This window comes from Actinophytocola sp., assembly GCF_035942955.1.
Taxonomy (GTDB): Bacteria; Actinomycetota; Actinomycetes; order Mycobacteriales; family Pseudonocardiaceae; genus DASYTH01.
The window spans coordinates 1-16363 of sequence record NZ_DASZCQ010000163.1; the positions used below are offsets into that span (position 1 = coordinate 1).

Consider the following 16363-nt stretch of genomic DNA (forward strand, 5'->3'; position numbering starts at 1 on the left):
GGGTGCGGGCGGCGGGCCTGGCCGGCGCCGCGGCCCTGGTCGGCCTTGCGACCGCCTTCTTGCGCGGCGGGCGGGTGCGGGTCAGCTCGGACGGGGAGAACGACAGCACGTCCTTGGAGCCGGTGGGGCGCACCTGGATGAAGTCGCCCTCGCCGGGCTCGTCGAACGCCACCACCTTCGCCGAGCCGCCGGCCGGCACCCCGACCGCCGCCGGGGTGAACCACACCATCGGCGCCCGCCCGCCGGCGAGCTCGTCGCGCAGCTGCGCGAGGTCCTCGTCCGACAACGACACCAGCTGCGCCATCTTTCAATCCTCCGATACGGGGCCCCGATCAAGGAGTTTGAGGCGTAGTTTGCCCTGGTGCCCGGACAACACCAAGGGGTTGGGCATGAGCGCGCACTACCTGTGGTGGCGTAGTTGCTACGACGGCGTGCTGCACGCGTTCCCGGTCGTTCCGGGCTCCCCGCTGCAGCACCAGCATTACCGCGCGTCCTGCGCCCACGCGGCGCCGCCGGATCTGGACGGCACGGCCCGCGGACGGGCCACGCTGCGCGCTGTGCCTGCTGATCCTGCGCAACGGGCAGGGCTGATCAGTGACCAGGGCCGCGGACCCGGTACTCGCAGCCGTACTCGACCGCGTAGTGCAGGTCGTAGTGGTGCACGATCTTGGGACCGTCGTTGAGGTGCACGTGGGTGACGGTGTCCCTGGGCTCGTCGGGCAGCTCGGCCAGCGTGTCCACCCGGCCGTCGAGCGGGCCGCCGACGTAGCGCACGACGTAGGGCTGCGACACGGCGACCTCCTCTCGGCGAACTGACCGGCCCACCCGATGGTTCACCCCGAATTGCCGGAATGCAACCGCTTCCGCGCGCTATCCAACAGGGGTTCAGTCATCCGTCAGTCATCCCGGGCCCGAGACGGCTGGACCCGCTTGGGCTCCCCGGCCATCTTCGGGTACTCCGGCGGGTACGGCAGATCGCCGCCGACGCCGTCGCGCTCGTGCTGGGCCACCAGGTCGAGCAGCGGCTCGAGCGAGAAGGCGTGCTGGGCGATGTCGGCGTGCGGATCGCCGAGCTCGGCGAACCGGGCGGGCACCGTGGTCACGTCGAAGTCCTCCGGGCTGACGTCGTCCAGCTCGTCCCAGGTGACCGGGCAGGACACCCGCGCCCGCGGGTTCGGCCGGACCGAGTAGGCGCTGGCGATCGTGCGGTCCCTGGCCATCTGGTTGTAGTCGATGAAGATCCGCTCGCCGCGCTCCTCCTTCCACCAGTTGACCGTGACCCGGTCCGGCATCCGGCGCTCGAGCTCGCGGCCGAGCGCGATCAACGCGCGGCGCACCTCGACGAACGTCCACTTGGGCTGGATCGGCACGTACACGTGCAACCCGCGGCCGCCGGAGGTCTTCGGAAAGCCTTGCAGGCCCAGCTCGTCGAGCAGCGGCCGCAGCTCGTGCGCCGCCCGCACCGCGTCGCGGAAGTCCGTGCCGGGCTGCGGGTCGAGGTCGATGCGCAGCTGGTCCGGGTGGTCCACTTCGGGGCGGCGCACCGGCCACGGGTGGAACGTCAGCGTGCCGAGGTTGGCCGCCCACACCACGACGGCGAGCTCGGTCGGGCACACCTCGTCGGCGTACCGCCCGCTGGGGAACGCGATCCGGGCCGTCTGGACCCAGTCCGGTGCGCCCTTGGGCACCCGCTTCTGGAAGAACGCGTCGCCGCGGTGGTCCTGCCGGGTGGACAGCTTCGCGCCCGGCACCACCCCGCCGGGCCAGCGCTCCAAAGTGGTCGGTCGCTCGTGCAGCGCGCGGAGAATTCCCTCGCCCACCGCAAGGAAATAGTTCACCACGTCGCCCTTGGTGATGCCCCGCTCCGGGAAGTACACCTTGTCCGGATTGGACACTCGGACGGCCCGCCCGTCGACGGTGAGCTCAAGCGCGTCAGCCATTCGGCCAGCCTACGGGGTGCAAACTCCCGCGCGAGGTGGGAAAGGCGCCGGGTACCTTAGGCCGGTGAAGATGGACCTGACCCCGGCGAGGGGCACCCGTGATCTGCTGCCGGCGACCGTTGCCGTGCGCGATCATGTGCTGGCCACCATCACCGAGGTCTACCGCCGCTACGGCTACCAGCGGATCGAGACGCCGGCGCTGGAGAACATCGAGCGGCTGCAGGGCGGTCAGGGCGGCGAGAACGAGAAGCTGATCTTCCGGGTGCTCCGCCGCGGGCTCGACGAGCGCCTCGCCGCCGGCACGGAGCTGTCCGGGCTCGTCGATCTGGGCCTGCGCTACGACCTGACCGTGCCGCTGAGCCGGTTCTACGGCAACAACCGGGCCAGCCTGGCCGACCCGTTCCGCTCGTTCCAGGTGGGGCCGGTGTGGCGGGCCGAGCGCCCGCAGAAGGGCCGCTACCGGCAGTTCTACCAGTGCGACATCGACATGCTCGGCGAGCCGAGCGTGCTGGCCGAGGCCGAGCTGATCGAGGCGACCACCGAGGCGCTGGCCGCGGCCGGGCTGTCCGGCGGCACCGTCCGGCTGTCGGACCGCCGGTTCCTGTCCGCGCTGGCCGCGCGGGTGGAGCTGCCGCCGTCGTCCTGGGACGGGCTGTTCATCACGCTGGACAAGCTGGACAAGATCGGCTGGGACGGGGTGCGCGCGGAGCTGGCCGGGCGGGGGTTCGAGGCCGAGCGGATCGGCCGGCTCGCCGACACCATCGCCGAGCTGCAGGGCGTCGAGGAGGGCAAGCTGGTCGACCGGCTCGGCTCGGCGCTGCCGAACCTGGGCGACGACGTCCTCGCCGACCTGGAGGCCACCGTGGCCGCGCTGCGCGATCTGGCCGCGCAGCGCGACCTCAGCTGGGCGTTCGACCCGACCCTGGTGCGCGGCATGGGTTACTACACCGGGCAGATCTTCGAGATCACGCACCCGGCCGCGGCCGGCTCGGTGGCCGGCGGTGGCCGATACGACAAGCTGATCGGGCGGTTCCTCGGCACCGACGTGCCGGCCTGCGGGTTCTCGATCGGGTTCGAGCGCATCGTGGACCTGCTCGGCGGGCCCGCGGCCCGGGAGGCCGTCGCCGTGCTGTACGAGCCGGAGGTGCCGCCCGCCGCGGTGCTGGCCGCGGCCCGCCGGCTGCGGGCCGGCGGCCGCACCGTGTCCCCGATCCGCCGGCGCGGCAAGTTCGGCGCGCAGCTCGGCCGGCTCGAGGAATGGGGGTTCGGCTCGTTCGTGTACCTGCGGGACGAGTCGGCCGACGCGCTCGAGGAGCGTCGGCTCGGCGGGAGGTGACGCGCTACCGTGTTCTCATGGCGGCCACCGGTATTCCCGACGGGGAGGACCCGCGTCGCCGGTCGCCGGCGGACCGGTTCAACGACGACCTGATCGGGCTGGATCCGGACGACCCCGAGGCCCAGGCGTTCGCCGAGCACCTGGACCGGGTGGAGCGCACCCGCCCCGCGTACACCGTCGAGGGCTACCTGTCCGGCATGAGCGACTTCGCCGACTCGGCCAACCGGCTCGGCGGCCACTACCGGCTGATGGCCAGCATCGTCGCGGCGCTGATCCTGCTCGGCGTGGCCGTCGCCGCCTGGGACGCGATCGTCTACGTGTTCTCCGTCCTGCTCAACTGAGGGGTTAGCGTGGAGGTATGAACCCGGTAGGCGACGCCCCTCCCAAGGTGGTCAAGTCCGACCAGGAATGGCGCGAGCAGCTCACCCCGGCCGAGTACCGCGTGCTCCGCGAGGCCGGCACCGAGCCCCCGTGGACCGGCGAGTACACCGACACCAAGACCACCGGCGTCTACACCTGCCGCGCCTGCGGCGCGGAACTGTTCCGCAGCGACACCAAGTTCGACTCCCACTGCGGCTGGCCGTCGTTCTTCTCCCCGCTCGCCGCCGACCGCGTCATCCTCCGCGAGGACCGCTCCCTCGGCATGGTCCGCACCGAGGTGCTGTGCGCCACCTGCCACAGCCACCTCGGCCACGTCTTCGAAGGCGAGGGCTACCCCACCCCCACCGACCAGCGATACTGCATCAACTCCATCTCCCTCACACTGATCCCCCACACCGACGACCAATCCGACCCAGGGGTAGCCGGCTAGGCGCAGCGGCAGAGGGAGTACATCGGCATTTGCCACGCAGCGTCACCACTAGACTCGAACAATGTGACGTCGCATTTAGGAGCTGGCCGCGATTCAGGCGACCGGAGCCAGCGATCGCGCAGGATCCGACCGGAGTCGATGTTCGTCCACGTCGCGCTGCTTCTGACGCTCGGCATGCTGCTGACGGCTGTCCTGATCATCGCCTTCTGGGCCATGTTCGGGCCTCCTTCAACCGCAAGTGATCGCCTTGACCTGGTCAAAGTCGCCCTGATTGTCGTGGGCGGCACAGGCGGAGTGGTCGCGCTGACCGTCGCCTACCGCAAGCAACGGCAAAGCGAGGAAACGGATCAACGGGAACAGTACAAGTTGTTCACCGACCGCTATGTCAAGGCAACCGAACAGCTAGGACACGACAAACCGGCGGTGCGCGCCGCGGGTGTCTACGCGATGGCGGAGCTGGCGGACGACTGGGCCGAAGGCCGACAGCTGTGCATCGACGTCCTGTGTGCCTACATCCGGATGCCCTACCGGGATCCCGAGGACGGTGAGCGGGAAGTTCGACGCACGCTGTTCAGGATCATCCGCAATCACCTCCGTCCGGAGGCACGGTGGAGCCGGGTGAAATGGTTTCACCACCGATTCAGCTTCGAAGGTGCGACGATCGACAGTGGCGATCTGTCGGGTTGTCACATCGCAGCCGGCGGCCACATGACCTTCCATGGCGTTCGGTTCACCGACGGCTTTCTGCTGAGCCATCTGACCCTGCATGACGGTGCTCCGATGTGGTTCACCAACGCCAGGTTCGAGGGCAGGTACTGCAGCTTCAAGAACTCCGACTTTCGCGGCAGCAAGGTTGAATTCGACCGAGCCGAGTTTGCCAGCGGCCTGACGACCTTCAAGGGCGTGCGGTGCGACGCTGTAGAGGATCGCAACGCCGAGTGGATCGAGACCGGGATAACTCGCATCGACACCAGGTGCACCGGCGGAACAGTGGATTGGGGAGATCTTCCATCCTTACCCGTCACGGCGGAGAATCCCTGACAACGTGACGCGCGGCCTAAGCTTATGGCGCGAGACTGAGGGTGGTGTCGGGCTGGGTAGCGGGCAATCCGCTCCGGCGTCACCTACACGATCAACCGGCGCAGTTCCGCCGGCTCGCGCGCTCGGTCCTGGCGGAGGTACTTCTGGGCCAGGACGCGCGGCAGCGCGGGTCCGGTCGGGGATGTTCGGCTCGACCGGGCTGGCTAGGATTGGCATTCATGTCAGCCGAGCGGCCGTCGTGGGTGCCGCAGGATATTGACCTCGACCGGCCGAACGCCGCTCGAATCTACGACTACTTCCTTGGCGGGGCCTGCAACTTCCGAGTGGACCGGGAGTTCGCCGCGAAGGCCATGGAGGTGATGCCGGACGTCGGGCGGGCCGCGCAGCGTAACCGGGCGTTTCTCGGCCGGGCCGTCCGGTTCTGCGTGAGCCAGGGGATCCGCCAGTTCCTCGATATCGGCTCCGGCATCCCGACCGTCGGCAACGTGCACGAGATCGCGCAGGGAATCGACCCGCGGTGCCGGGTGCTCTACGTCGACAACGAGCCGGTCGCCGTGGCGCACGCCGAGCGGATGCTCGAGGGCAACGAGAACGTGGCCATCCTGCAGGCAGATCTGTGTGACCCGGACACCATCCTGAACTCCGAGCTGGCGGACCGGTTGCTCGACTTCGACCGCCCGCTGGCCCTGCTCATGCTGGCCGTGCTGCACTTCGTCCCGGATTCGGCGCACCCCCGCTCGGCGATCGAGCAGTACCTGAAGGTCATGGCCCCCGGTAGCTTCCTCGTCGTGTCCCACGGCTGCATCGAGACCGCCGAGGCCGCCGCCGTCCATGCCTCGTACCGGCGGACCTCGACCCCCGGCGTCCTGCGCAACCGCCAGGAGATCCTCGACCTCATGGCCGGCACCGAGCTGGTCGAGCCCGGCCTGGTCTGGACCCCGCAATGGCGGCCGGACTCCCCCACCGACGTCGGCGACCACCCCGAACGCGCCATCACCGTCGCCGCCGTCGGACGCAAGCGCTCATGAGCAGCGACGCCGCCCCCGACGTGAGCGCTCTGGCGATCAACGTCACGATCCCCGAGCCCCTCCGCTGGACCGACACCAGGCGTGACGAGCAGTTCATCCTGACCACACTCAACATCCGGCTACTCCCGGACGGGCACCTCGCGGCCAAGGCCTACGGCCGGCCAACCGGCGGCGGCCGCGGCACCTACGTCTCGTTCCGGGTCCCCGACCGGCCCGAGCTGGCCGCCCTCATCGCCGAAGCCGCCAGCCGGGCCGGCGAGCTGTGGAGCGCCCACCGCGGGCTCGGCTGAATCGCCGGCAGCCGGTGGGCCACCGGACGCACCGGCGGCCCACCGCGCTGGTGTCTACTTAGAACACCCAGATGCCGTAGGCGTTCAGCGCCTCGACGACCGGCTGGAAGAAGGTGACCCCGCCACCGCCGCCGGAGGTGAGCCCGTATGCGACGGCGCCGGCGAACCACGGTCCGCCGCTGTCGCCCGGAGCGGCGAAGACGTTGGTGGCGGCCATGTCGCCGACGCAGCCCTCGGGGTAGCAGACGGTCTGCCAGAGCAGGTTCACCTGGCCGCAGGTCAGGCCGCTGGTGGCGCCGGACTTGCAGATGCCCATGAACTGTGCGGGCCACGCCGCGGTGACGATGTCCTGGAAGGTTCCGTTGTACAGGTAGACGTTGCCGGGCTGGGGAAGGCCACCGTCGTTGCGGATCAGGCCGAAGTCGTTGCCGGGGAAGCTGGCGTGGATCGACGGCCCGTAAAACAGGCCGGTCGAACCGTCCCACCACTGTGGAATCGCCCGGGTGCAGTGGCCCGCGGTGACCCCGGTGTTCGCGGTGGTGCTGAAGCCCAGCGAGCAGTAGCCGCCGCCGGCGGCGAGGATGGGGAACCCTCCGGAGATCATCTTGCCGAAGGAGCCGTCCACGTGCTCGACGCGCACCGCGGTGCCGTAGGCGCCGGCCGCGCTGAGCACGCCGGACAACTTGGCGGTGCCGACCGCGGTCTTGCCGACCTGCACCACGACCTGGTTGGCCCGCACATCGATGCCGAACGCCGTGTCGGCGACCTGCGCCGCGGCAAGGGTGTCCCGGATCGACTCGAGCCGCGCCAGCGTGTGCGTGACCAGCTTGGCGCCGGCGCCCGCGGCCCGCACGGTGGCTGCGGCCGCCTCGTCGAGCACGTTGACCACCACCGTGTCGTTGGCCTGGTCGAGCCACATGCCAGCGGCACGGGCGCCGAGCTTGCCGGTGAGTTGCTCGCCCAGGGTGATCCGGGCCGGCTGGGAGCTCAGCCGCCGCATGGCCTCGGCCTGGCTCAGGTCCGCCTGGCCGGCGAGCGCGGCGGCGGCAGCCTCGGCCACCTGCGGAGCGTAGCCGTCGACCTGCTGCTCGGCCTGCGCGCCGGAGACGCCGAACGTCATGGCGGTAGCCGTGGCGGTGGCGACCAGCAACGCGCGAACAGCCGTATATCGGGTGCGTTTCATTGTCACGCCAACCCTTTCTCGATCAAGGTAACCGTTTACATGAACGGTGGTTCACACCGTAGAAGGCCACCGATGATCACTACTAGCGACCGAAAGGACGCTCAGGGTAGTCGCAATGGTTCACGACTATAGGCGGTAGTAATTCAGTCCCCGGGAATGGCGCCGAGCTGCCGCAGCTGCGCGAGGACGTCGACGACTCCCCACGTCTCGGCGATTCGGCCGCCCTCGAAGCGGAAGATGAAGATCTCGTTGTACCTGACGGACCTGCCGGTCGGCGCAATGCCCAGATACTCGCCCCGATGGGTTCCGGTCACCACATTCCTGCAGACGATCTTGTCGTCCTCGGCGATCACATCCTCGACCGCGACGTGCAGATCGGGATAGGCCCGAAGAAGCGTCGCCCACACCCGCTTGAGCGCCTGCGCCCCCGTCTGTTGAACCGGCAGTGGCGTGCGGATCAGCACATCCGGCTTGACGACCTCGTCGATCGTCTTCGCGATACGCTCCACGTCGCCGCTGTTGACGGCGTCGTGCAGGCGCCGGAACATCGCCTTGTTGCTCGTCGACATGTGCCTTCTCCTCGTCTTGTCGGTAGGAACGTTCGGGGTGGCGCCACACCCCGTATGACAAGACGGCCGTCCCGGTTGTGACACGATCTTGATCGACCACGGTGGTAGCGTCCATGGCCACCGATGGAATGGCCACAGTTGCGCGCGGAGATCAGCGCCACCACGGGGAGGGTGGGCGAGCTGCTGCGCCGCGTGCCCGCCCCCGACCTGCCGCTGGCCCGGGTGAGCTGGACGGCGGCCGAGACCGGCGCGCACCTGGTCACCCTCGCCCGCCGGTACCGCCGCATGGCCCAAGCGCCGCAACCACTTCCGGCCTCCCTGGCCGAGGACAACCAGCAGGCCCTCGACGCCCTGCCGGAACGCGACCCGGACACCGTCGCCGACCTGCTCACCGCCGACGTCACCACCCTGCTCGACACCCTCGGCACCGACGGCCGGCACCGGGCCTGGTACTTCACCCTCCCCCACACCGCGGCCGGCCTCGGCGCGATCATGCTCACCGAGCTCCTGATGCACGGCCTCGACCTGGCCCGCGCCCTGCGCCAACCCTGGCCGATCACCCGACCCCAAGCCGCGATCTGCCTGCACGGTGTGCTCCCGGCGCTGGTCCTGCTGGTCGAGCCCGCCGCGGCCCGCACCGCCACCGGCACCTACCACCTGCGCCTGCGCGGCAGTGCCGACTGGACCATCCGCATCCACGACGCCACCGCCACCGTCGAACCCGGCCGCCCCGGCCGAGCCGACCTCCACCTGTCCGCCGACCCGGTCGCCTTCCTGCTCCACTCCTACGGACACCTCGGCCGCACGCGCATCCTGCTCACCGGCCGCCTCATCGCCTGGGGCCGCCGACCCTGGCTGGCCCCCCGCCTTGACAAGACCTTCACCGAAACCTGACCCCGACCGCCCAGCACGGCCGTTCCCGGCGATCGTCAACCCGCAACCCGCGATCTCGCCCGCAGCAAAGCGCGGTCAGCGGCAACGAGCTGGGTGCAGCCGGCTGCACCGCACAGCGGTAGGTGGATCCACGCCGGCTCGTTCACCGCCGGCGGCGGCTCGCGGAACGACGCGCGTGAACTCCTATCACCGGTGCGGTGAGCAGGATGGTCCGGTCGGGTCGGTGCAGCCGGCCGGCGAGCGACGGCGGATCAGCGGCCCTCGGAGCGCCGCGTGGCGTTGCGCAGCGCGATCGGCGCGCCGGCGAGGTCCTCCTCGTTGCACAGCAGCTTCACGTCGTAGTACGGCGAGCTCTCGCTGTCGTCGTAGTCGAGGTGGATGGCAAGCACCTCGACCGGCTCACCCAGCCACTCCTGGGTGCGACGAAGCCAGGCCGCGGACCGTTCGAGCGCGGTCGGCAAGTCGTCGTCGCGGAACTCCACAGGGCGGTAGGGGACGCCGTAGATCTGGTCGCCCTCGTGCGCCGGGCGGGGCAGATCGACGGAGACGCCGGCGTCGTCGAGATCAAGTGTCACGTGCTGAGGTTGGTCACTGGCGAGCTCGCTCACGTGGAAAGCGTCTCCCAGCCGGTGACCAGCCGCAACCCCCGCCCCATCGAACCCGCCCCCGACGGCGCCCACGGGGCTGGCCGCCAGGCCGTGTTTCGACGTGGTGACCAGGTGAGGTACCCGTTGCCGTCGTGGTCGGCCGCCGGCTACGCGGCCCTGTCTAGGCAGGTCACAGCCCCGATTTAGGTAGCGGTCACCGATTGCCGGGGCGGCGGTTTTGCCTAGAAAAAGGTGACCTGATCCCAAGCGCATTTGGAGTGTGACATGCGCATGTCTTCGACCCGGCGCCGACGACGGTCGCCGGGAGTCCGGCGTGGTCGCGGCGTGGCCATGGCCGCGTTCGCCATCGCCGGAACCCTTGCGGGGCCGGGCTCCGCGACGGCCGAACCCGCGGCGCTGCCGCCGACCCACGGCAAGGGCGTGGCGATCCACGTGGCGTCGTCGGGGTCGATCGACACCTTTGCCGGCGCCGACCGGACCGGCGGCTTCGACCTGCCGTTCCACCAGGGTCACCTGATGACCTCGGCCGATGTGGACGGTGACGGCACCGACGAGCTGATCTTCGCGGGGGACACGCCGAACCGGTTCTACGTCTACGAGGCCGACGGAAGCTCCTACGAGGTGGTCGAGACCCAGCTCAACGGCGGGCCGTACCGGGTCGCCGCGGGCGACGCCGACGGCAACGGCACCGAGGAGGTGTTCGTCAGCGGGCCGTCCGGAGTGGACACGTTCACCGCGGCCGGGCAGCACGTCGGGCACATCGGACTGCCGCTGAAGCCGGAGTCCCTCCTGGAGGCGGGCGACACCGACGGTGACGGCCGCGCCGAGATCCTCGTCGCCGGCGACGTGGTGGGCCGGTTCTACGTCTGGCAGGCCGACGGATCCGGCTACCGGGTCGTCGACACCGGCGGCCTCGCCGGGCCGTACCAGCTCGCCGCCGGCGACGCCGACGGCAACGGCACCGACGACGTCTTCATGACCAAGCCCGGTGGCGTCGACGCGTACACCGGGACCGGGCAGCCGATCGAGCACATCGGCCTGCCGATGCTCCCCGGTGACCTGATGGACGTCGGCGACACCGACGGCGACGGCACGGCCGAGGTCCTGCTCTCCGACGGCACGCCCGGCCGGTTCTACATCTACGAGGCCGACCTGGACTACCAGGTGGTGCTCACCGGCCAGGACGACGGTCCGTACGCGATCACGGCCGGCAGCAAGGGAAGCCGCGACCTCGACTCCGACGCCATCCCGGACCGCATCGAGGTCTCCGGGATCACCGACGCCAACGGCACCGTGCTGCTGCGCCCGTCCAACCCGTGCCGGGAGACGATCAACGTCGAGATCGACTACATGCTCGAGCCGGGCGGCGGGTCCGCGCCGGAGGCCGAGGCGCTCGAACGCGTCCGGGCGGCGTTCGACCAGGCGCCGCGGCGGGCCGTCTCGGTCTGCCCGTTCCCGGGCAACAGCACCGCGTCCGGGGTGGAGCTGCACGCCGAGGTCGACGACGCGATCGCGTTCTCGGCGGCCCCGGTCGGCACCCCGGCCGAGTTCGACGCGATCAAGGCCGCGCACACCGAGGCGCGGCTGAGCCCGTACGTGCACTACAACCCGTGGGTCGACGCGGTGGTCGTCGAGGGCAAGCCCTACGGCGGCTACTGCTGCTACGGCACGTTCGGCCACGACTTCCTGGTCGCCGCCGGCGGCGGCACCACCCGGCAGGCGGCGACGTTCATGCACGAGCTCGGCCACGCGCTCGGGCTCGGCCACGGCGGCGGGGACGGCGTCAACTACAAGCCGAACTACCTGTCGATCATGAACTACTGGTTCTCCAACAACGGCATCCGCAACCTCGACACCGGCAAGGCGGTGATCGACTACTCCCGCCGGGCGTTGCCCACGCTGTACGAGCTGGACCTAGCCGAGCCGCTCGGCGTCCAGGCGACCGGATCGCCGCTGCGCACCCGGTGGCACACGCTGGGCGGTGGCACCGAGTCCGGCCGGGCAAGCGGACCGCTCGACTGGACCGGCAACAACTTCGACGGGGTCGGCGCGGACGACGACGACCAGCACGTCGCCGTCGACCTCAACGGCGACGAGAAGCTCGACGGCCTTGCCGGCTTCGACGACTGGGCACACCTGCACTACGGCGGCTGGCCGGCGGGCGGCGGTGGTCTGCTCGACGAGGAGCTGACGCTGGACGAGGCGGCGGCGAACGAGCAGTCGCTGGACGGCGAGCTCACCCCGGACCGGACGCTGACCTTCGGCACCCCGCCGCCCGGCCACCGCGCCGCGATCATCGGTGTGGCGCAGGACGACCGGCGGGTCTACCTGACCCGCTACACCCACCAGATCGCCGAGCCGCAGCAGGCCACCCAGCCGGGCGAGCTGATCGTGCTGGACAAGGCGGACCTGCGAGTGCTGGCCAGGGTGCCGGTCGGGTGGGATCCGCGCAGCGTGGCGGTGAACCCGGTGACGAAGCGGATCTACGTGGTCAACTACGGCAAGCAGAGCTACAGCGTCAGCGTCATCGATGGCACCACGTTCGCCACCCTGGCCACGATTCCCAGCGGGCAGGCGCCGATCGACGTCGCGGTGAACTCCCGGACGAACCGGATCTACGTGTCCACCCCGTACCAGGAGCGGATCCAGGTCATCGACGGCAGGACCAACACGCTGCTCGACCCGATCGTGGTCGGGCCGGGCCCGCAGGGGCTGGCCGTCGACGAGCGCACCAACCGGATCTACGTGGCGCTGACCAACCGCTCCTACGAGCCGCACGTCAACGCGCTCGGGGTGATCACAGACGACGGGCAGACCGTCACGGTCCACCCGAAGATCACCATTCCCGGGTTCCAGCCGATCGACGTTGCCGTCGACGGCAAGCACGGCCGGGTCTACGTCGCCAACCTCGGCGGCGGCGGGTTCCAGCCCAAGCTGACCATTGTGGACAGTGGGACGTCGTCGGTGATCGCCGAGGTGGGCATCGTCCGCGCGGTCCGCGGCGTCGCGGTCAACCCCGACGCCCGCGAGGTGCTGGTGTCCACGGACGACGGTGTGTTCGCCGTTGACGACATGCGGCTGCGGGTGACCCGGTTCATGCCGGCCGGCTACGGGCCGATGGGCATCAGCACCGGAACCGGCGAGGAACGCACGCTCTACGTCGGCAACCTCGACGGCGAGCTGCGCCGGCTGTCCTACAGCAGCGGCACGCCGAGCTGAGGTGCGGGATTGTCGGGGCCCGGCCCTAGTCTGCGGACCATGGACATCATCCTGATCCCCGGACTGTGGCTCGACGCCTCCTCATGGGACGAGGTCGTGCCGGCCCTCCAGGGGGCCGGCCACCGCACGCACGCGCTGACGCTGCCCGGCATGGAGTCGCCGGACGCCGACCGCTCCGAGATCACCCTGCGCGACCACGTCGACGCGGTCGTCAAGCTGATCGACTCCATCGACGGCAAGGTCGTGCTCGTCGGGCACTCCGGCGGCGGCGCGATCGCCCACGCCGCGGTCGACGCGCGGCCCGACCGGGTGGCCCGCGTGGTCTACGTGGACAGCGGGCCGCTCGGCGACGGCGGGGTCATCAACGACCAGCTCCCGGCCGGCGACGGCGAGATCCCGTTGCCGGACTGGTCGCTGTTCGACGAGGAGGACCTCGTCGACCTCGACGACACCCTGCGCGCCGCGTTCCGCCAGCGCGCGATCCCGTCACCGGTGCGCGTCGCGCGCGACCGGCAGCGGCTGTCCGACGAGCGCCGCTACGACGTGCCGATCACCGTCATCGCCTGTGAGTTCCCCAGCGCGATGCTGCGCGAATGGCTGGAGCAGGGGCATCCGTTCGTCCGGGAGCTCGCCAAGATCCGCGACGTCGAGTACGTCGACCTGCCCACCGGCCACTGGCCCCAGTTCACCCGGCCCGCCGAGCTCGGGCGGGCGATCCTCGCCAGCGTCGACTCCGCCTGAACCTCCCGCTACCGGGTTGACAGCCAATCGAACATCAGTGCACCATGCTCTGCGCGGTTCTCCCCGACCGCTCCACGGTCCGGCACCGCGGCCGGATCTCGTTGCGGGGTCAGGGAGATCTCATGCTCAGCGGCGCGCTGATCGCCGGTGCGGCCTTCGTGGCCGGAGTGCTCAACACGGCGGGTGGCGGAGGCGCGATCCTGTCCTTCGTGGTGCTGACCACGACCGGCGTCGCCCCGCTGACCGCACACGCGACCAATCAGCTCGTCACGCCGCTGAGCTTCCTGGCCGCGGCCCGCGCGGCGCGCGGCACCCGGCCGCGGGTCGCGCTGCTGGTGGCGGGCTGCGTCGGAACCGTTGCCGGAGTGGGGATTCTGGCCACGACGTCACCCGCGGCGTTCCAGGCGGTGGCACCGTGGGTGCTGCTTCCGGCCGCCGTGCTCGTCGCCGTGCAAGGTTGGGCCAAGCGGCGGCTGCCGGCGCGGCGGCGCGACCGGCACCCGCTGGCCACGGCCGCCGCGATGCTCACCTGCGGGGTGTACGCGGGGCTGATCGGCGTGGGCACCGGCACCCTGGTCCTGGTCGTGCTGGGGATGGGCGCGGCGGGCGGCGCGCTGAACCGGCTGCTGCCCGTGCGCAACGTGCTGTGCCTTGGCATGGCCGTCGTGGTCGCGGCCGCGTTCGCCTTCACCGGCCTTGCCGACTGGGCGCTCGCCGCCCTACTCGCGGTGCCCGCGGTGCTCGGCGGGCTGGTCGGCACCCGGCTCGTCGGCCGGCTTCCCGATCCCGCGCTCCGCGCGGGTGTCGTACTCACCGCGATCGCCGGCGCCGTCTGGCTGCTGCTGCGCTAGGCCGTCCCAGGTCCAGCGCGGCATGGACAGGCCGGGCGGGACCGCGGCGTCCGGCTCCGGGTAGGACAGCACCTCGCCCACCGCCCACCGCATGTAGTCGCGCAGCGCAGCCCGGAACTCGGGATCGGCCGGCAGCCCGGCGTCATCGGCCGCGCGCACGAAACACTCGACGAACCGGCGGCCAAGGTCGCTGATGTCGCCGTTGCCCGCGTGCAGCGTCAGCACCGCCGAGTGGTCGCCGCACGACCGGGAGAACCGGGGCGGCCCGCCCATGACCTCCGCCCAGTAGGCCGCCAGCCGTTCGACATGCCGGGGATGCTGCCCGGGACGGGAGAACGGGTGGTTCAGCTCGGGATCCGCCAGGCAGCGCGCGTGATGGGCCGTGGCGAGCGCGAGGAACGCGGGCTCGCCGCCGGCGAACTCGTACAGTGAGGGCCGCACGGCGTGATTATCGCTTGTGGGCGGGCATAGACTTCGCGTATGGCCGCACCGGCCACCGTGTCCGTCCCCGACCTCGTCCTGTACGCGGTCGCGGTGGTGCTCCCCGTGGCCGCGTTCTGGGCGGTGCTCGCGGTTCCCCGGCTGGTCGAGGGATTCAAGCGGCGCTTCCGCCGGCCCGAGATGATCGCGCACGGCCCGCCGATCGAGCAGCTTGCGGCCGACCTGCGCCGGGTCCACCGCGTGCTCGAGCACCTCGCACCCGGCACCACGATCGTGCGGTGGCGGGCCACCCGGCACGCCTACGACAGCCTGCTGACCCAGGCCTGCGCGGCGGTGGAGGTCGAGCACCGGCTCGACGAGCTGCCGGAAGGCTTCGAGCGCAACATGGAGCGCCTGCGGATCGAGGAGGCCCTGCGCGCCGCCGGCCTGGCGATCCCGTAGCCCGGTCTGTCCACAGTGGACCAGCGGCGCTGGACGCCGGGTGCCGGGGGTTCCGCACGGAGCGGACGTGATCGGATACGGTCGCGGGCATGGGTGAGACGCTCAAACTGGGTGAGTACCTGCTGGCCGTGCAGGGGCTCGCGATGATCCGCGCCGGCGTGACCCGGCCGTCCGCGGGCCGGCCGAGGATCGAGGAGATGCGCCGGATTCTCGACGAGCTGCCGGATTCCATGGAGATCCGGATGATCGAGTACGAGGTGCCCGAGGGGTACACCCGGTGGGCGGAGCACTATGACGGTCCCAACCCGGCGATCGCCCGGGAACAGCCGATCGTGCACGGCATCCTGGCCGACCTGCCGCCCGGCCGAGCCCTCGACGCGGCGTGCGGGACGGGCCGGCACGCGGCGCGGCTGGTCGAGCTGGGACACCAGGTGGTCGGCGTGGACGCGACCCCGGCGATGCTCGCCTTGGCGCGCAAGAAGGTTCCGTCCGCCGACTTCCGGCTCGGGCGGCTGGAGTCGCTTCCGGTGCAGGACGCCACGGTGGATCTGGTGGTCTGCGCGCTGGCCCTGACCCACGTGCCGGACCTGCGCCCGGTGCTTGCCGAGTTCGCCAGGGTGCTGCGGCCGGGCGGCCGGGTGGTGCTGTCCGACATCCACCCGCTGGCCAACATGACCGGGGCCATCGCCGCCTTTCCCGGCAAGGATCTCCGCAAGGGCCTGCCGTACGTGCGCAGCGAGCAGCACCAGATCTCCGACTACTTCACCGCGTTTCGCGCCGCCGGGCTGACCGTGCTCGACTGCCGGGAGCCGGTGATCGACGAGAAGGTGGTGACCGGGACGCCCAGCTACGCCCTCTACCCGGACGCGGCACGGCAGGCCTTTCTCGGCCTGCCGTACCTGCTCGTCTGGCAGTTGGAACGGTAGGGGGTGTCTGATGGATCTGGGTCGCGACCCAGATCCATCAGACA

Annotated in this window: 17 protein-coding genes and 2 pseudogenes; 12 read left to right on the forward strand and 7 right to left on the reverse strand. The window is 70.7% G+C overall.

Going from position 1 to position 16363, the window contains the following annotated elements:
* From VGX25_RS16490 to ligD, 3 genes and pseudogenes are all read right to left on the reverse strand, one after another.
* A pseudogene (locus VGX25_RS16490) lies at positions 1 to 304 on the reverse strand (cell wall anchor protein); the annotation flags it as partial.
* 287 nt (positions 305 to 591) lie between these two features.
* Positions 592 to 792, reverse strand: coding sequence for a hypothetical protein (locus VGX25_RS16495; protein WP_326918679.1), 201 nt, complete (start codon positions 790 to 792; stop codon positions 592 to 594).
* 104 nt (positions 793 to 896) lie between these two features.
* Entirely contained in the window at positions 897 to 1940 is a 1044-nt protein-coding gene (gene ligD / locus VGX25_RS16500; protein ID WP_326918680.1) for a non-homologous end-joining DNA ligase, read from the reverse strand.
* A 70-nt stretch (positions 1941 to 2010) separates the two neighbouring features.
* Here ligD and hisS point away from each other — a divergent pair, with 70 nt between their 5' ends.
* From hisS to VGX25_RS16530, 6 genes are all read left to right on the forward strand, one after another.
* Positions 2011 to 3276, forward strand: a complete 1266-nt coding sequence (gene hisS / locus VGX25_RS16505; RefSeq protein ID WP_326918695.1) for a histidine--tRNA ligase — start codon at positions 2011 to 2013, stop codon at positions 3274 to 3276.
* 17 nt (positions 3277 to 3293) lie between these two features.
* Positions 3294 to 3617 (forward strand): hypothetical protein, encoded by a 324-nt coding sequence (locus VGX25_RS16510; RefSeq protein WP_326918681.1) that lies wholly within the window; start codon positions 3294 to 3296, stop codon positions 3615 to 3617.
* 17 nt (positions 3618 to 3634) lie between these two features.
* Positions 3635 to 4087, forward strand: a complete 453-nt coding sequence (gene msrB, locus VGX25_RS16515; RefSeq protein WP_326918682.1) for a peptide-methionine (R)-S-oxide reductase MsrB — start codon at positions 3635 to 3637, stop codon at positions 4085 to 4087.
* A 138-nt stretch (positions 4088 to 4225) separates the two neighbouring features.
* Positions 4226 to 5128, forward strand: a complete 903-nt coding sequence (locus VGX25_RS16520) for a hypothetical protein (protein WP_326918683.1) — start codon at positions 4226 to 4228, stop codon at positions 5126 to 5128.
* A gap of 218 nt (positions 5129 to 5346) precedes the next feature.
* Complete coding sequence (locus tag VGX25_RS16525) at positions 5347 to 6156, forward strand: SAM-dependent methyltransferase (RefSeq protein WP_326918684.1); 810 nt, start codon at positions 5347 to 5349, stop codon at positions 6154 to 6156.
* The gene (locus VGX25_RS16530; RefSeq protein ID WP_326918685.1) at positions 6153 to 6446 is read left to right on the forward strand and encodes a hypothetical protein; all 294 of its coding nucleotides are present in this window, start codon (positions 6153 to 6155) and stop codon (positions 6444 to 6446) included. Before VGX25_RS16525 ends, VGX25_RS16530 begins: the two co-directional genes overlap by 4 nt.
* Positions 6447 to 6504: 58 nt before the next feature.
* Here VGX25_RS16530 and VGX25_RS16535 read toward each other — a convergent pair whose 3' ends face one another.
* Complete coding sequence (locus VGX25_RS16535; RefSeq protein WP_326918686.1) at positions 6505 to 7629, reverse strand: S1 family peptidase; 1125 nt, start codon at positions 7627 to 7629, stop codon at positions 6505 to 6507.
* Positions 7630 to 7772: 143 nt separating this feature from the next.
* Positions 7773 to 8198: an ester cyclase gene (locus VGX25_RS16540; protein ID WP_326918687.1), complete on the reverse strand. Its 426-nt coding sequence runs from the start codon at positions 8196 to 8198 to the stop codon at positions 7773 to 7775.
* 123 nt (positions 8199 to 8321) lie between these two features.
* Between VGX25_RS16540 and VGX25_RS16545 the strand changes: the two genes are divergently transcribed.
* Positions 8322 to 9092 (forward strand): SCP2 sterol-binding domain-containing protein, encoded by a 771-nt coding sequence (locus VGX25_RS16545; protein WP_326918688.1) that lies wholly within the window; start codon positions 8322 to 8324, stop codon positions 9090 to 9092.
* A 251-nt stretch (positions 9093 to 9343) separates the two neighbouring features.
* On the opposite strand, the gene VGX25_RS16550 is transcribed toward VGX25_RS16545, so the two are convergent.
* Complete coding sequence (locus tag VGX25_RS16550; RefSeq protein WP_326918689.1) at positions 9344 to 9667, reverse strand: hypothetical protein; 324 nt, start codon at positions 9665 to 9667, stop codon at positions 9344 to 9346.
* Positions 9668 to 9964: 297 nt separating this feature from the next.
* Here VGX25_RS16550 and VGX25_RS16555 point away from each other — a divergent pair, with 297 nt between their 5' ends.
* From VGX25_RS16555 to VGX25_RS16565, 3 genes are read left to right on the forward strand one after another with little or no spacing between them, the layout of a single operon-like run.
* Entirely contained in the window at positions 9965 to 12919 is a 2955-nt protein-coding gene (locus tag VGX25_RS16555) for an FG-GAP-like repeat-containing protein (protein WP_326918690.1), read from the forward strand.
* Between the two features lie 39 nt (positions 12920 to 12958).
* Positions 12959 to 13660 carry an alpha/beta hydrolase gene (locus VGX25_RS16560; RefSeq protein ID WP_326918691.1) on the forward strand — a complete coding sequence of 234 codons (702 nt, stop codon included), beginning with the start codon at positions 12959 to 12961 and terminating at the stop codon, positions 13658 to 13660.
* 44 nt (positions 13661 to 13704) lie between these two features.
* Entirely contained in the window at positions 13705 to 14511 is an 807-nt protein-coding gene (locus VGX25_RS16565) for a sulfite exporter TauE/SafE family protein (protein ID WP_326918692.1), read from the forward strand.
* Between the two features lie 138 nt (positions 14512 to 14649).
* Here the strand turns inward: VGX25_RS16565 and VGX25_RS16570 are convergent.
* Positions 14650 to 14952 (reverse strand): annotated as a pseudogene (locus tag VGX25_RS16570) (oxidoreductase); the annotation flags it as partial.
* Between the two features lie 39 nt (positions 14953 to 14991).
* Between VGX25_RS16570 and VGX25_RS16575 the strand changes: the two are divergent.
* Together VGX25_RS16575 and VGX25_RS16580 are read left to right on the forward strand one after the other, a co-directional pair.
* Positions 14992 to 15393 carry a hypothetical protein gene (locus VGX25_RS16575; RefSeq protein WP_326918693.1) on the forward strand — a complete coding sequence of 134 codons (402 nt, stop codon included), beginning with the start codon at positions 14992 to 14994 and terminating at the stop codon, positions 15391 to 15393.
* An 89-nt stretch (positions 15394 to 15482) separates the two neighbouring features.
* A complete protein-coding gene (locus VGX25_RS16580) occupies positions 15483 to 16319 on the forward strand; it encodes a class I SAM-dependent methyltransferase (protein ID WP_326918694.1) in 837 nt (278 codons plus the stop codon).
* The last annotated feature ends 44 nt before the right edge of the window (positions 16320 to 16363 follow it).

Excerpts from the sequence above, each read along its gene's own strand:
- VGX25_RS16525 (WP_326918684.1), top strand. The coding sequence starts at position 5,347 with ATGTCAGCCGAGCGGCCGTCGTGGGTGCCGCAGGATATTGACCTCGAC.
- VGX25_RS16565 (WP_326918692.1), top strand. The coding sequence starts at position 13,705 with ATGCTCTGCGCGGTTCTCCCCGACCGCTCCACGGTCCGGCACCGCGGC.
- VGX25_RS16575 (WP_326918693.1), top strand. The coding sequence starts at position 14,992 with ATGGCCGCACCGGCCACCGTGTCCGTCCCCGACCTCGTCCTGTACGCG.
- ligD (WP_326918680.1), bottom strand. The coding sequence starts at position 1,940 with ATGGCTGACGCGCTTGAGCTCACCGTCGACGGGCGGGCCGTCCGAGTG.
- VGX25_RS16555 (WP_326918690.1), top strand. The coding sequence starts at position 9,965 with ATGCGCATGTCTTCGACCCGGCGCCGACGACGGTCGCCGGGAGTCCGG.
- VGX25_RS16545 (WP_326918688.1), top strand. The coding sequence starts at position 8,322 with ATGGAATGGCCACAGTTGCGCGCGGAGATCAGCGCCACCACGGGGAGG.
- VGX25_RS16540 (WP_326918687.1), bottom strand. The coding sequence starts at position 8,198 with ATGTCGACGAGCAACAAGGCGATGTTCCGGCGCCTGCACGACGCCGTC.
- VGX25_RS16530 (WP_326918685.1), top strand. The coding sequence starts at position 6,153 with ATGAGCAGCGACGCCGCCCCCGACGTGAGCGCTCTGGCGATCAACGTC.
- hisS (WP_326918695.1), top strand. The coding sequence starts at position 2,011 with ATGGACCTGACCCCGGCGAGGGGCACCCGTGATCTGCTGCCGGCGACC.
- VGX25_RS16560 (WP_326918691.1), top strand. The coding sequence starts at position 12,959 with ATGGACATCATCCTGATCCCCGGACTGTGGCTCGACGCCTCCTCATGG.
- VGX25_RS16535 (WP_326918686.1), bottom strand. The coding sequence starts at position 7,629 with ATGAAACGCACCCGATATACGGCTGTTCGCGCGTTGCTGGTCGCCACC.
- VGX25_RS16510 (WP_326918681.1), top strand. The coding sequence starts at position 3,294 with ATGGCGGCCACCGGTATTCCCGACGGGGAGGACCCGCGTCGCCGGTCG.
- VGX25_RS16580 (WP_326918694.1), top strand. The coding sequence starts at position 15,483 with ATGGGTGAGACGCTCAAACTGGGTGAGTACCTGCTGGCCGTGCAGGGG.
- VGX25_RS16520 (WP_326918683.1), top strand. The coding sequence starts at position 4,226 with ATGTTCGTCCACGTCGCGCTGCTTCTGACGCTCGGCATGCTGCTGACG.
- msrB (WP_326918682.1), top strand. The coding sequence starts at position 3,635 with ATGAACCCGGTAGGCGACGCCCCTCCCAAGGTGGTCAAGTCCGACCAG.